The following is a 15,092-nucleotide window of genomic DNA, read 5'->3' as shown; positions in this document are numbered from 1 at the left end:
GCTCCCCCATGATAACTTTACCTCTCAGGTAAGTCCCTGTAGTAAGAACAATTGCTTTCGCATAATACTCAGCGCCTGTTTTAGTAATTACACCTTTGATCGTGCCATCTTCAACGATGAGTTCTTCAGCCATACCTTGACGTAACGTTAAGTTTGGCGTAGCTTCGATCGTTTCTTTCATTTTGTGCTGATATGAAAATTTGTCGGCTTGTGCGCGAAGTGCGTGCACAGCTGGACCCTTGCCTGTATTCAGCATTCGCATTTGAATATAAGTTTTATCGATGTTGCGACCCATTTCGCCGCCGATCGCGTCGATTTCCCGAACAACGTGGCCCTTTGCAGGACCACCAATAGAAGGATTGCATGGCATGAAAGCAACCATATCCAAATTAATTGTTAAAAGTAGTGTATTACAGCCCATCCGGGCAGAAGCCAGAGCCGATTCGCAACCTGCGTGTCCGGCGCCGATGACAATAACATCATAATCACCTGCATGATATCCCATAGTACAAAGTCCCTCCCTCTTTTATGAAAACGAAAATGCTGTCGGTTTTCATTTACCTAAGCAGAATTGTGTAAAAATTTGATCGATCAACGACTCACCAACAGAATCACCAATAATCTCTCCAAGCTGTTCCCAAGCTGCGCGAATATCTATTTGTATCATATCAATTGGCACGTATTGCTCGTTAGCCTCAAGCGCATCATGTAACGAGCGCTTCGCTTGCTTCAACAAAGATATATGTCGAACGTTGCTGACGTACGTCAAATCACTTGATTCTAGTTTGCCCTCAAAGAAAATTGCAGCAATCGCTTTTTCTAAAAGATCAATACCTTTATTCTCAATCAAGGATAACTCGACAATACGTTCCTGTGGAAAATAACTCAACACTTGATCGATATCCAGCTTTCGACTTAAATCAATCTTATTCAAAATAACAATCGTTTGCTTCTCAGCTAATTGCTTCATCAGCGCGATCTCATCAATTTGAAGCTCTTCGTTACTATTCAGCACCAGTAAAATGAGATCAGCTTCAGCCAAAGCCGTCTTCGACCGTTCCACTCCGATTTGTTCCACAATATCTGTCGTTTCCCGGATCCCCGCTGTATCTAACAACTTGAGTGGAATTCCACCAACATTAACGAATTCTTCAATGACATCTCTAGTGGTTCCTGGAATATCGGTTACAATCGCCCGATTCTCCTGCGCCAACTCATTCAACAACGACGACTTCCCTACATTCGGTCTGCCGACGATGGCCGTTTCAATGCCCTCACGCAGGATTTTACCTTGCTCAGCGGTCACCAAAAGACGGTCAATTTCAAGCATTACCGTGTCACACTTACTCTTTATGAAAGCATTCGTCATTTCTTCAACATCATGCTCTGGGTAATCAATGTTAACTTCCACATGGGCCATTAGTTCTACTAATACATACCGCAAATGTTTGATTTGTTTCGACAAATTTCCTTCAACCTGCTTTAATGCCACTTTAAAAGCTCGGTCTGATTTAGCACGAATCAAGTCGATAACGGCTTCCGCTTGCGTCAAATCAATCCGACCATTAAGGAAAGCTCGTTTCGTGAATTCTCCAGGTTCCGCCAAACGTATCCCCTGCTGAAGCAATAAATCCAGCACCTTCTTCACAGAAACAATACCGCCATGACAACTGACTTCGACGACATCTTCCATCGTAAAAGAACGCGGAGCTTTCATTAAAGTAACGAGAACCTCCTCTACCTTTTCGGCAGAAGCAGGTTCTATAATGAATCCATAATGTACCGTATGCGTCTCAGCATCAGATAATTTCGTTTTTGAGCGAAAAACACGCTCCACCAGTGGAACTGCTTCATCCCCGCTCACACGAATAACCGCTATCCCACCCTCACCGAGCGGCGTAGAAATAGCAGCAATCGTATCATTTAACATAGTATTTACACCTCGAATTTACCTCATCTTAAAGAAAAAGCAATGACTTATGCTCATGTCATTGCGGCTAAGGTTATTTGACGGCGATTACGACCCGACGGTTCGGTTCTTCGCCTTTGCTATATGTTTTGACAACTGGATGTCCCTGCAATTCAGCGTGTATAATCTTGCGTTCTTGCGAGTTCATGGGCTCCAAAATAACTTCTTTTTTCGACTTTATGACACGATTCGCTAACCTTAAAGCTAGTTCCTCTAACGTCTTTTTGCGTCTGTCTCGGAAATTCTCCGCATCTAAGATAATTCGAAAATGCGAATTCGCATAACGATTTGCGACAATATTGACTAAATATTGCAGCGCATCGAGGGTTTGTCCTCTTTTACCGATCAAAATACCAAGCTCCGAACCACTCATATTCAACTGGTAGCCTTCGCGATCCTTTGTCGTGTCTATGGTGATGGAAATTTTCATCGCTTCGAACATATCTTGTAAGAAAGCAATGGCTTCCTCAAGCGGATCTGGTATCAATTCAAGCTCAACCTTAGCTTCTTTGGAACCAATAAACCCGAACAACCCCCGGGAGGGTTGCTCCAAAATATGAATCTTAACACGATCCTCCGAAACCTGCCATTGAGAAAGACCGGCTTTAACCGCCAACTCAATAGTTTTTCCAGTCACCACAATTTTTTTCATTTGGACAGGCCACCCTTATTATTTTGAGATCCAGGATTTTTTTGTTTTCCAGGAGAACCATAAATAAAGTAAGACTGAATAATGGTGAAGATATTACCGTAAATCCAGTAAAGTGGCAGCGCAGCTGCGAAATTCATGGACATTACGAAAATCATAACCGGGAAAATGTATAGTAAGCTTTTCATTTGTTGATTCATTTGAGAAGACATAAACATTTGTTGAACGAATGTTGTAGCCGCGGCAATTATCGGAAGAATGTAATAATGATCGGGCTGTCCTAAATTCATCCATAAAAAAGTATGCTCTCGAATATGATCATTACGCATGATAGCTTGATAAAGCGCAATCAGAATTGGCATTTGAACAATGATTGGGAAACACCCAGCTAACGGATTCACACCATTTGACTGAAATAACTTCATTGTTTCTTCCTGCTGCTTCTTCGCATCATCTTTATACTTTTCTTTAAGCTTCTTCATCTCAGGCTGCAACTCTTGCATCCGTTTAGAGCTCTTATACTGTTTCAGCGTCAGAGGCAAAATAATGAGACGAATAATTAGGGTTACGACCAAAATGGATAAGCCATATTGACCCCATAACTTGACGGCGAACCAGTCGAGTGTCTGCGAAAGCGGGTACACGAAATATTTTACAAAAAAACCTGCCGTATTAGGATCAATTGGTGCCATAGCAGCGCTACTAGGACTACATCCTGACAACAATAAGATCAACGCAGAAAGAGCTGCAAGCAAATAGAGTCGACGAGTCAAAATGAGATCCTCCTAAATATCTTTTCCAACATAAACTATAACACAATTTAAGCGCGAAAAGAAATAATGCTTCACTTTTTTATTGTGTCATTTCTTTTTAATAAAGAAGCTTTTCGAATTACATGCCAAATGCTTTTCTCCATCTCGGCATAATCCATATCTACCGCGGGTTTCCTAGCGAGCAATATGTAGTCATAATGCGGCGTTAAATTTTCTTTTTTCAACCGGATGATCTCTTTCACCATTCGCCTCAAGCGGTTCCTTACAACCGCATTCCCCACTTTTTTGCTCACGGATATACCAAGTCGGAAATTCTCCAACTTAGGTTGAGGTAAATAATAAAGAACAAATTGGTGGTTGGCCATTGATTTGCCATATCGATAAATCTTATTGAAGTCTTCTCTTTTAGCTAATCTATATTCTTTTTCCACAGACATGTACGCTCCAGACCATTAACTTCAGATAAGAGAAATCACCATTAGGCATCTTATCTATTTTTGACCGAAAAAACGGCATATAAACTGATCCATCAAATTGCAAAAAAAAAAGCCCCTTCCGGAGCCTCTTTTTACGCGCTAAGAATTTTTCTTCCTTTAAGACGACGAGCTTGTAGAACTTTACGGCCGTTCTTCGTGCTCATTCTTTTACGGAAACCATGATTCTTCTTACGCTTTCTCGTATTCGGGTTAAACGTCGGACCCATCTATAGCACCTCCCTATTTGAGGATATCCATCCTACAAAATTTCTACTACTCATTAAATCATATAACACGGAAGAAAGTCAACCTACCCGAGCGTGCAGAAGGAAATGCCAGTTCATTCACATGAAATCGAAAAAAGAATAACCTGTGCATAAAATTTATCCACTGAAAAGAGAAGCTTGTCGAAAATCAACAGAATATTAACAATATCTTGTGTTGTGAACAATTTCTATGCACAACTTGTTGTAATTGTGGATAATACCAAACAATCCGTTGATTAACAGGCTGTCTTTTGATAAGATGATAATGTTTCTGTTGTGGATATACATGACCATTTCTCCGATTTATCAACAGTCTGTGGATAACATTGTGAACAAAATTCCCTCTACAAGAATAAGTCATTTTAACCGATTCTTAATAATGTGGATAAAACGACAAAAGCCGTCCTTTTTTGACCCCATCAGACATGTTGGTTCTTTTCGCCGTAATTCGCGCAGAATATACTCTGATTGCGTTCAATCTACGCTTATTTCGGATCGCTCCAGTTAAGCTTCAATCATAATGATTTATACACAGATCGCATTTTCTTATACCTGGCCTTTACGCCACATGTTTGATTTTAAAGGAGTGAATTACTGTGGAAGGCCATTCTACGGACTTATGGCAGCAAATCTTGACGATTATCCAAACCAAGCTCAGCAAACCTAGCTTCGATACTTGGTTAAAATCGACCAAAGCGACAGTTTTTAACGACTCGACTGTCGTTATTTGTGCGCCCAACAATTTTGCCCAAGAGTGGTTGGAAAGCCGCTATACCAAGCTGATTGAAGGCACAATTTATGATTTCACCGGCAAACACGTTTCCGTGAAATTCATCATCGAGACCGAAGAACAGAAAGCGCAGTCCGCCTCTACTCAACCGACTGTCATACCACCTAAAGGTCCCGCGATTGTCGCTGGCGAAGAAAATTTTACGAATATGATGAATTCGCGATATACCTTCGATACCTTCGTTATCGGATCAGGTAATCGATTCGCGCACGCAGCTTCATTAGCTGTTGCCGAAGCGCCGGCGAAAGCTTACAATCCGCTCTTTTTATACGGAGGCGTTGGATTAGGAAAGACCCATTTAATGCATGCAATTGGTCATTACGTGCTGGAACATAACCCTGGTGCCCGCGTTTTATATATTTCATCAGAGAAATTTACGAATGAATTCATTAATGCTGTCCGTGATAACCGCGGCGAAGGATTCCGCAATAAATATAGAACAATCGACGTACTATTAATTGACGATATTCAATTCCTCGCCGGTAAAGAAGGTACGCAGGAGGAATTTTTCCATACATTTAACGCTCTTCACGAAGAAGGTAAGCAAATTATTATCTCAAGTGACCGGCCTCCCAAAGAGATTCCAACACTGGAAGACCGTCTTCGCTCTAGGTTTGAGTGGGGCTTGATTACCGATATTCAGCCACCTGATTTGGAGACCCGTATCGCGATTCTGCGGAAAAAAGCGAAAGCCGAAAACCTTGAAATCCCTAATGAAGCGATGATCTATATCGCAAATCAAATCGATACGAACATCCGTGAGCTTGAGGGTGCTCTAATAAGGGTAGTTGCCTACTCCTCTCTAATTAATCAGGATATTAGCGTACATCTGACCGCCGAAGCATTGAAGGATATTATTCCTTCGAACCGGCCAAGGGTCATAACGATACAGGATATTCAGCAGCGTGTTGGTGAATTCTATGGATTAAAGCTCGAGGATTTTAAAGCGCGTAAACGAACTAAAGCCGTAGCTTTCCCTAGACAGGTCGCTATGTACCTATCAAGAGAGCTGACGGACTTCTCTTTACCGAAAATCGGAGATAATTTCGGTGGCCGCGACCACACAACGGTAATCCATGCCCATGAAAAAATATCGCAAATGTTGCAAGTGGACCAGGAGCTCTACAAGATCGTTCATAATCTGACGGAGCGCATCAAAAACCCCTCTTAATAACATTTGATTTCGGGTGAGCCTATACACAATCTATGCACATGTGGATAGGCTTGCCTTATATACGGTTCATCCACATATCCACATATCCAGAGCCCCTACTGCTATTACTAATAAAGAATGTTATTATATATAGATATGCTAACGCACCCCAAAAAAGAACTGCAGGAGTGAAGTCATGAAATTAACGATCCTTAAAGACCATTTAATAGAATCCATTGGTCACGTTTCCAAAGCCATTTCGTCACGTACAACAATTCCTATCCTTACAGGGATCAAAATAGATGCAACCTTAAGCGGTGTAACCCTTACGGCAAGCGATACTGATATTTCGATTCAAAGCTTTACCCCAACCGAAAATGGTACCAATAAAATCATTCAGTTATTTCAAGCCGGGAGTGTTGTGCTTCCAGCTAAATTTTTCGTAGAAATTATTCGTAAGCTCCCTGCTCAACTAATTGAAATTGAAGTGGGTAATAATTTTCAAACCATCATTCGTTCAGGTTCTTCTGAGATTCAAATTATGGGTCTTGATCCAGATGAGTATCCGCTGCTTCCAGAAATCGAAGAAAGCAAAATGTTGCGTCTTCCAAGCGATTTGCTTAAAACAATGATTAAACAGACATCTTATGCGGTATCTACAAATGAATCTACGCCGATTCTTACAGGTGTACTTTGGAATATCACTGGTGATAAACTGAAGTTTATTGCGTGTGACCGCCATCGTCTTGCCAGCCGAGAAGTCACTGTTGATAACGATAATGCGCAAAATTTGCCTAATATTGTTATTTCAGGCCGTACCCTGAATGAATTAAGCAAAATTTTACCTGATCAAAACTCACTTATAGATATAGTTATTGCGGACAATCAGGTTTTATTCAAAATACATTCCATTTTATTTTATTCACGCATTTTGGACGGCACGTATCCCGATACATCCAAGCTCATTCCTCAATCTTTTCAAACAGAAATGGTTGTTCCGACAAAGGAATTGGCTGAAGCCATCGATCGCGCTTACCTCCTTTCCAGAGAAGATAAGACGAATATTGTTAAAATGATGATGCAAGAAGACCAGACGATCGAAATTTCATCCAGCTCCTCTGAGCTAGGTAAAGTGACGGAGCAAATTAACCTGCAGCATATTGTCGGTGACTTACTCAAAATCTCTTTTAACTCCAAATATATGCTTGATGCACTCAAGGTACTCGATTCAGAGTTTATTCATATTGGATTTACTGGAGCTATGCAGCCTATCATCATGAAGCCGCAAGATTCGACAAACATGCTACAGCTGATCTTGCCATATCGTACAACGAACTAAGGAGTGCTCCAGTATGAAACAAATCGCTATTAGCACGGATTACATTACGCTCGGGCAGTTTCTCAAATTATCGGACTGCATATCCACAGGTGGACAAGCCAAATTTTTTGTTGTGGATACAAAAATTGAAGTGAACGGACAAGCTGAAAATCGCAGAGGACGGAAACTCGTCCCGAAAGATATTGTTACCGTGGAGGGTTTCGGACAATTCGAAGTCGTTAGCTCCTGATTGGGCCAAGCCAGGAGGATGAGTAATCATGTTTTTGAACAGACTCGCGCTTAAGTCTTACCGAAATTACGATCAGATTGAGTTGACCACGGATAGCAATGTCAATATTTTTGTTGGGCCTAATGCACAAGGGAAGACGAATTTATTGGAATCCATCTATGTTTTGGCAATGACCAAGTCACACCGTACTCATCAAGACAAAGAACTTATAGGCTGGAACGGCGAACAAACACAGCTGCATGCACAGATCCAGAAGAAGTATGGCAATTGTCAACTGGACCTCTCTATTTCAACCAAAGGCAAGAAAGCAAAGATAAACGGACTCGAGCAAAAGAAGCTCAGCAACTTTATAGGTGCTCTCAATGTTGTTATGTTTGCTCCGGAAGATTTAGAAATTGTCAAAGGCACGCCTGGCATAAGACGACGGTTTCTCGATATGGAGATTGGCCAAGTGCAGCCCTCCTATCTCTATGATTTATCGCAATATCAGAAAATTTTGCTTCAGCGAAACAATTATTTAAAACAAAATTTCGCTGCAAAAGGCTCTACAGACGCAATGTTGGACATTTGGAATGAACAATTAGCACTGTATGGTGTTAAAATTATGAAAAAGCGTCAAAACTTTATAAAGAAGCTGCAACAATGGGCTGAAACCATCCATCGAGGAATTACGAATGACAGTGAAGAGCTCCTCATTCGCTATTCCCCTTCGTTTGACATGGGCTCGTTTGAAGATGAATCTGTTTTATTAAACCAATTTATGATAAAGTTATCATTGGTCAGAGATCAGGAATTCCGAAGAGGCGTTACACTTGTTGGCCCTCATCGCGACGATCTTCTTTTTTACATCAATGACAAAGAAGTCCAAACCTACGGCTCTCAGGGGCAGCAGCGAACAACTGCACTATCCCTTAAGCTGGCGGAGATTGAACTCATCCATGAGGAAGTTGGCGAATATCCTCTTTTATTGCTTGATGATGTGCTTTCAGAGCTTGATGAATATAGGCAGACGCAGTTGATCCGCACGTTTCAGGAAAAAGTGCAAACATTTATCACCACGACGGGTCTAGAGAGTGTCCATTTGGACCAACTGAACCATGCTTCCGTGTTTCATGTTTTGAAAGGAAATGTAAGTGGCAGGAGCTGAGGAGCATGTTTATTCATTTGGGTGGAGAAAAAATTATTCGAGCTTCCGAACTGATTGCTATATTCGATATCTCGATAGAAAAATCCTCAAAAATATCAAAACAATTCATTCTACAGGCAGTTAAGGATAAAAAAACAGAAAAAATCGGTGAGGAAGAATGCAAATCACTCGTTGTTACGAAAAGTAAGGTGTATTATTCCCCGATCTCCTCTACCACGCTCAAGAAAAGAGCGCATCTTTTGTTAACGAACTAACCTTTTGTTGTTCACATAAAAGAGTATAAGAGGTTTATCTCACTATAAAAAAGCAGGTGGAGATTAACATGTCCGTGAATCAAAATGCGTACGATGACAGTCAGATTCAGGTACTTGAAGGTTTAGAGGCCGTACGAAAACGGCCGGGCATGTACATTGGCTCGACAAGCGCCCGTGGACTTCACCATCTCGTATGGGAAGTTGTCGATAATAGTATCGATGAGGCATTAGCTGGGTTCTGTACCAAGATTGATGTCATAGTTCATAAGAATAATAGCGTTACCGTTATTGATAATGGTCGTGGAATTCCTGTCGGTGAAAATGCGAAGCTCAAGCGTCCGACTTTGGAAGTTGTTCTAACGGTTCTTCATGCCGGCGGTAAATTCGGTGGGGATGACTCCGGTTATAAGGTATCAGGTGGTCTGCACGGGGTAGGTATTTCGGTTGTTAATGCATTGTCTGAACTTCTTACTGTTCAAGTAAAACGTGAAGGCAAAGTGCATCAGCAAGAATATCGCCGCGGTGCGCCACAATACGACGTGAAAGTGATCGGCGAAACCGAAGAGACAGGTACGCAAGTAACGTTCCAGCCAGATCCTGAGATTTTCAAAGAGACGACAGAATATGACTTTGACATTCTTCAATCCAGGATTCGTGAACTTGCCTTCCTCAACAAGGGAATCGAGATTAATTTGATCGATGAGCGTACAGATGTGGCCACAACCCATATGTATGAGGGCGGGATTATTTCATTCGTTCAGCATTTGAATAGAAATCGTGAAGTCGTTAATGAGCTGCCGATCTATGTAGAGGGTTCCAAGGATAATATCTCTATCGAGATCGCGCTTCAGTACAACGACAGCTATACGGAAAATATTTACTCTTTCGCAAATAACATCAACACGCATGAGGGTGGTACGCATGAATCAGGTTTCAAAAGTGCGCTCACGCGGATTCTGAATGATTATGCTCGTAAATCGAACTCCCTGAAAGAAAGTGACTCTAACCTTTCCGGTGATGATGTCCGTGAGGGGCTTGCTGCGATTATTTCTGTGAAAATTCCGGAGCCTCAATTCGAAGGGCAGACGAAAACGAAACTTGGAAACAGCGAAGTCCGCGGTATTGTTGAGTCTTTATTTGCAGAGAAGCTGCAAACTTTCATGGAAGAGAACCCAGCAGTTGCTAAGCGTATCCTGGAAAAAGGGATTCAAGCAGCAAGAGCTAGGGAAGCAGCACGCAAAGCGAGAGAACTGACTCGTCGTAAAAGTGCTCTGGAAGTAAGTGCTCTGCCAGGTAAACTTGCAGATTGCTCCTCCAAAGATGCTTCTATCAGTGAGATCTATATCGTAGAAGGTGACTCTGCAGGTGGATCTGCTAAGCAAGGACGTGATCGTCACTTCCAAGCGATTCTTCCACTTCGCGGAAAAATTCTGAACGTAGAGAAAGCCAGATTGGATCGTATTTTATCTAATACGGAGATTCGGGCGATGATTACAGCTTTTGGTACGGGGATCAGCGATGATTTCGATATCAATAAAGCTCGTTATCACAAAATTATTATTATGACAGATGCCGACGTTGACGGAGCGCATATTCGTACACTCCTTCTTACGTTCTTCTACAGATACATGAAAAAGCTGATTGAAACCGGTTATGTATATATTGCACAGCCTCCTCTTTTCAAATTGGAAAGAAATAAAACCATACGTTATGCCTACAACGAAAAACAAAGAGAAGCAATCATGCAAGAGTTTGGTGAAGGTGCCAAAGTCAATGTACAGCGTTACAAAGGACTTGGTGAGATGAATCCTGAGCAACTATGGGAAACCACGATGGATCCAGAAAGCCGTACCTTACTGCAAGTGACGATCGAAGATGCCATTGAAGCGGATACGCTCTTTGATTCTTTGATGGGAGATAACGTAGAACCTAGAAGAGATTTCATCGAGGAACACGCAATTTACGTGAAAAATCTAGATGTCTAAACGTCTTAGACGTTGTTAACGATGTGAGCTTTCAGGAGGAACATTCATGAGCGAAGAATTACATTCGCAAGTCAAAGAAATTGACATTTCTACCGAAATGCGTACATCCTTCTTAGACTATGCGATGAGTATCATTGTCAGTCGTGCACTGCCAGATGTAAGGGATGGCCTGAAACCAGTTCATCGTCGTATTTTATTTGCGATGTCTGAACTGGGCATGTCTCCAGATAAGCCATATAAGAAATCAGCGAGAATCGTCGGCGAAGTTATCGGGAAGTATCATCCGCACGGGGATTCAGCTGTATATGAAACCATGGTTCGGATGGCGCAAAACTTCTCTCTTCGTTACATGCTCGTTGACGGTCATGGTAATTTTGGGTCAATCGATGGCGATATGGCGGCAGCCATGCGTTATACGGAAGCACGTCTTTCCAAAATTGCGATGGAACTTCTACGGGATATCAACAAAGAGACGATCGATTATGCACCTAACTACGATGGTGAAGAACAAGAACCTGTTGTTCTCCCATCACGTTTTCCTAACTTGCTTGTGAACGGAAGCTCAGGTATCGCGGTAGGTATGGCTACGAATATTCCTCCGCATAACCTTCGAGAAGTTATTGAGGGTATTCAGATGTTAATTGAGAATCCCGAAATAACGCCTTTGGAACTGATGACAGCGATTAAAGGGCCGGATTTCCCGACAGCTGGATTCATTCTCGGCCGTGAAGGCATTAGACAAGCTTACACGACAGGCAGAGGCTCTGTTACAATGCGGGCTAGAACAGTCATTGAAGAAAACAACAATAAGGCTAGAATCATTGTCAATGAGCTGCCTTATCAAGTGAATAAAGCTAGATTAGTTGAGAAGATTGCTGAACTCGTTCGCGAGAAAAAGATTGACGGTATCACCGATCTTCGCGATGAATCGGATCGCAATGGGATGCGTGTTGTGATCGAACTTCGCCGAGATGTGAATCCGAATGTCGTTCTGAATAACTTGTTTAAACAAACGGCTATGCAGTCTAACTTCGGTATCATCATGTTGGCGCTAGTTAATGGCCAACCAAGAGTATTGAATCTTCGTGAGATGCTTCAGTACTACCTCAAACATCAGCAGGAAGTAATTCGTCGCAGAACTGAGTATGAATTGCGCAAAGCAGAAGCGCGTGCTCATATCTTGGAAGGTTTACGGATCGCGTTAGATCATCTGGATCAAGTTATCGCTCTGATTCGTGCTTCTAGAACAACCGAGGAAGCTAGAGATGGCCTCATGAACACGTTTAATTTGAGCTATGATCAAGCTCAAGCTATTCTGGACATGCGTCTACAGCGTTTAACCGGATTAGAACGCGAGAAAATTGAGGCTGAGTACGAAGAACTCATGAAGAAAATCGCTGAACTTAAAGCGATTCTTGCTGACGAGCAGCTGATTCTAGCCATCATTAGCGAAGAACTCAATGAAATAAAAGAGAAATTCGGTGACGAACGTCGTTCCGAAATTACGATTGGTGAGGAAAGCATCGAAGATGAAGACCTCATTCCACGTGAAGACGTCGTTATTACGATTACGCATACAGGTTACATTAAGCGACTACCAGTTACCACGTATAAGAACCAGAAGCGTGGAGGACGCGGAATTGTCGGTATGGGAACCAAAGACGACGACTTCGTGGAACATTTGTTCGTGACGAATACACATCATTACCTTATGTTCTTTACGAATAAAGGTAAAGTGTATCGGTTGAAAGCTTATGAGATTCCTGATTTGAGCCGGACAGCGCGTGGAACACCGATCATTAATTTGATCCAGATCGAGCAGGGCGAAACGATCAATGCGGTAATCCCGGTTGAGAGCTTCGAAACAGATCAGTTCTTGTTCTTTGCAACGAAGCAAGGTGTTGTGAAGAAAACGCCAATTGACGATTACTCTAATATCCGTAAGGGCGGTCTAATCGCAATTAATTTGCGTGATGACGACGATCTCATCGGCGTTAAGTTAACCGACGGTAATCAAGGTATCATTATGGGGACCAAACTCGGCATGTCGATCCATTTCCCAGAACAAGATGTGCGTTCGATGGGTAGATCAGCTACTGGGGTAAAAGGTATCCAGCTCGATGAGGAAGACGCAGTTATCGATATGGATGTTGTCCATGAAGATAACAGTGTATTGATTGTAACGTCTAAGGGCTTCGGTAAAAGAACGCCAGTTTCCGAGTACCGTATCCAATCACGTGGTGGTAAAGGGATCAAAACCTTAAATGTGACGGATAAGAACGGTCCTGTGGTGGGTCTTAAAGTCGTTCAAGAGGACGAAGATCTCATGATTATTACCGCTTCCGGTACGGTCATTCGGACAAGTATGGATGGTATTTCGGTTATGGGCCGTAACACACAAGGTGTGCGTCTTATCAATATTCGTGAAGATGATGAAGTTGGAACCTTGGCGCGGGTACAGAAGAACGAAGACCAAAATGAGGACGAAGAAGACGGCGATTGGGAAGAAAGCGAAACTGAATCGACGGATACAGAATAATAAATTGCAGGGATGGGCTTACAAACCCATCCCTTTTACTTTACAATAGCATGTATAAGATAAAGTAAGGTGAGTGAGTGGATCGTGCCGACAGTAGCCGTTTCTCAATTGAAGTATGGTGAAAAACTAGGAGATAATGTAACAACGAAATTGGGGAATGTCCTCTTCAATAAAGGGAAAATCCTTAATGAGAGGGACCTGGAGATTCTTAAAGCTTTTTTCATTGCTTCTGTCTACATAGAATCAAAGAACGGCATTGAGCCGGAGGGAGCCATTGAGGACGCCAAAGTGAAAGAAGTTGCAACGGTTCCTCCTTTTTATATTGAGTATCAGAACTTGTTAAAGCTACTTAAACGCGTTTTTCTGCTTGCGAATGGCGGACAACCTTTACCCATCCTAGATATTCGTAACGGGCTAGAAGCACTTATTCAGCATATCGATACCTACAAGGTACTCACTTTTACTCCCAAAAATCGTAATTTGCAAGATTACATATATCATAAAAGCATTATGGTAAGTTTGACCTCGTACTGCTTAGCTAGATGGCATGGTCTTCCTCAGAAAGATTTAATGCAAATCGCGCTAGCTGGTCTCCTGCATGACATCGGCATTTCCAAAGTAGACTCTTCCATCCTCGAGAAGAAGGGGCGTTTGATGGAGTCTGAGATGGAGGAGATCAAACAGCATACGTTGATGGGCTATCAGATCCTGAAAAACATATCAGGGATCAACGAGGGTGTTAAATTAACAGCTGTTCAGCATCACGAACGTGAGGATGGATCAGGTTATCCATTAGGAGTGAAAGGTGACAAGCTTCATATTTACGCTAAGATCGTTGCAATCGCTGATATTTATAATGCGATGACGAACGAACGTTTTCACAAAACAGCTATGTCCCCGTACCTCGTATTAGAGCAGCTCTTTACGGAATCATTCGGAAAAGTAGATCCAACTTTGGTTCAAGTGTTTATTAATAAGGCAACACAAATTAGCAACGGAACACTTGTTAAACTTAGTGATAATCGTGTTGGAGAGATTATTTTCTCGGATCGCTCACAGCCGACAAGACCTTGGGTGAATGTCAATGGAACGATTGTCAACCTGACGCTAGAGCGAAGCTTATTTATCCAGGAAGTAATCGGACAATAGAGAAGAAAAGCCCCTTATTCAGGGGTTTTTCTTTATTTTAAAAAAGATGCAAATAAATGCTTGCATTCTGTTTCTAGATTTGTTATATTACTCCTTGTCGCTTCGGCGGTCGAACGAAAGAACGAAAGTAACTGAAAAAAAGTTCTTGCAATCGAATAGGCTGATGTGGTATATTGATCAGGTCGCTTTTGAAGGCGATGGATGAATAAGGAAGAAATTGATCTTTGAAAACTGAACAACGAGTGAGTAAGCACAGTCGAGTAATCGACTATAAATGAGATGAATAATCTCGCTAGCAAGTCAATGAGTACAATTAAGCTTTTCTACTATGGAGAGTTTGATCCTGGCTCAGGACGAACGCTGGCGGCGTGCCT

The 15,092-nt window shown here is 42.1% G+C and carries 14 protein-coding genes; 8 read left to right on the top strand and 6 right to left on the bottom strand.

What is annotated here, in order from left to right; genetic code table 11:
* From GQF01_RS36275 to rpmH, 6 genes are all read right to left on the bottom strand, one after another.
* Positions 1-505, bottom strand: a 505-nt coding sequence (locus tag GQF01_RS36275; protein WP_235959519.1) for an FAD-dependent oxidoreductase, incomplete at its 3' end; no start/stop codon positions are given.
* Between the two features lie 48 nt (positions 506-553).
* Positions 554-1,930: a tRNA uridine-5-carboxymethylaminomethyl(34) synthesis GTPase MnmE gene (gene mnmE / locus GQF01_RS11290; RefSeq protein ID WP_161406873.1), complete on the bottom strand. Its 1,377-nt coding sequence runs from the start codon at positions 1,928-1,930 to the stop codon at positions 554-556.
* A 73-nt stretch (positions 1,931-2,003) separates the two neighbouring features.
* Positions 2,004-2,621 (bottom strand): RNA-binding cell elongation regulator Jag/EloR, encoded by a 618-nt coding sequence (jag, locus tag GQF01_RS11285; RefSeq protein WP_145665519.1) that lies wholly within the window; start codon positions 2,619-2,621, stop codon positions 2,004-2,006.
* Positions 2,618-3,391 (bottom strand): membrane protein insertase YidC, encoded by a 774-nt coding sequence (yidC, locus tag GQF01_RS11280; protein WP_235959431.1) that lies wholly within the window; start codon positions 3,389-3,391, stop codon positions 2,618-2,620. Before yidC ends, jag begins: the two co-directional genes overlap by 4 nt.
* Positions 3,392-3,462: 71 nt before the next feature.
* Entirely contained in the window at positions 3,463-3,822 is a 360-nt protein-coding gene (gene rnpA / locus GQF01_RS11275; RefSeq protein WP_161406872.1) for a ribonuclease P protein component, read from the bottom strand.
* A gap of 137 nt (positions 3,823-3,959) precedes the next feature.
* Positions 3,960-4,094: a 50S ribosomal protein L34 gene (gene rpmH / locus GQF01_RS11270; protein WP_029196162.1), complete on the bottom strand. Its 135-nt coding sequence runs from the start codon at positions 4,092-4,094 to the stop codon at positions 3,960-3,962.
* Positions 4,095-4,729: 635 nt separating this feature from the next.
* On the opposite strand from rpmH, the gene dnaA reads away from it, so the two are divergent.
* The 8 genes from dnaA (at position 4,730) to GQF01_RS11230 (ending at position 14,718) form a co-directional block, all read left to right on the top strand.
* Complete coding sequence (dnaA, locus tag GQF01_RS11265) at positions 4,730-6,094, top strand: chromosomal replication initiator protein DnaA (RefSeq protein ID WP_161406871.1); 1,365 nt, start codon at positions 4,730-4,732, stop codon at positions 6,092-6,094.
* A gap of 178 nt (positions 6,095-6,272) precedes the next feature.
* On the top strand, positions 6,273-7,415 hold the full coding sequence (dnaN, locus tag GQF01_RS11260; RefSeq protein ID WP_161406870.1) for a DNA polymerase III subunit beta: 1,143 nt from the start codon (positions 6,273-6,275) through the stop codon (positions 7,413-7,415).
* Between the two features lie 13 nt (positions 7,416-7,428).
* Positions 7,429-7,644, top strand: coding sequence for a S4 domain-containing protein YaaA (gene yaaA / locus GQF01_RS11255; RefSeq protein ID WP_161406869.1), 216 nt, complete (start codon positions 7,429-7,431; stop codon positions 7,642-7,644).
* 28 nt (positions 7,645-7,672) lie between these two features.
* Positions 7,673-8,791, top strand: a complete 1,119-nt coding sequence (recF, locus tag GQF01_RS11250; protein ID WP_161406868.1) for a DNA replication/repair protein RecF — start codon at positions 7,673-7,675, stop codon at positions 8,789-8,791.
* 5 nt (positions 8,792-8,796) lie between these two features.
* Positions 8,797-9,045 carry an extracellular matrix regulator RemB gene (remB, locus tag GQF01_RS11245; RefSeq protein ID WP_161406867.1) on the top strand — a complete coding sequence of 83 codons (249 nt, stop codon included), beginning with the start codon at positions 8,797-8,799 and terminating at the stop codon, positions 9,043-9,045.
* A gap of 68 nt (positions 9,046-9,113) precedes the next feature.
* The gene (gene gyrB, locus GQF01_RS11240) at positions 9,114-11,030 is read left to right on the top strand and encodes a DNA topoisomerase (ATP-hydrolyzing) subunit B (RefSeq protein WP_161406866.1); all 1,917 of its coding nucleotides are present in this window, start codon (positions 9,114-9,116) and stop codon (positions 11,028-11,030) included.
* 46 nt (positions 11,031-11,076) lie between these two features.
* Positions 11,077-13,569, top strand: a complete 2,493-nt coding sequence (gyrA, locus tag GQF01_RS11235; protein ID WP_161406865.1) for a DNA gyrase subunit A — start codon at positions 11,077-11,079, stop codon at positions 13,567-13,569.
* A gap of 84 nt (positions 13,570-13,653) precedes the next feature.
* Positions 13,654-14,718: an HD-GYP domain-containing protein gene (locus tag GQF01_RS11230; protein ID WP_161407145.1), complete on the top strand. Its 1,065-nt coding sequence runs from the start codon at positions 13,654-13,656 to the stop codon at positions 14,716-14,718.
* Positions 14,719-15,092: the final 374 nt, after the last annotated feature.

The organism is Paenibacillus silvestris (assembly GCF_009882985.1).
Taxonomy (GTDB): Bacteria; Bacillota; Bacilli; order Paenibacillales; family NBRC-103111; genus Paenibacillus_E; species Paenibacillus_E silvestris.
This window is presented reverse-complemented; position numbering and strand designations above follow the sequence as displayed.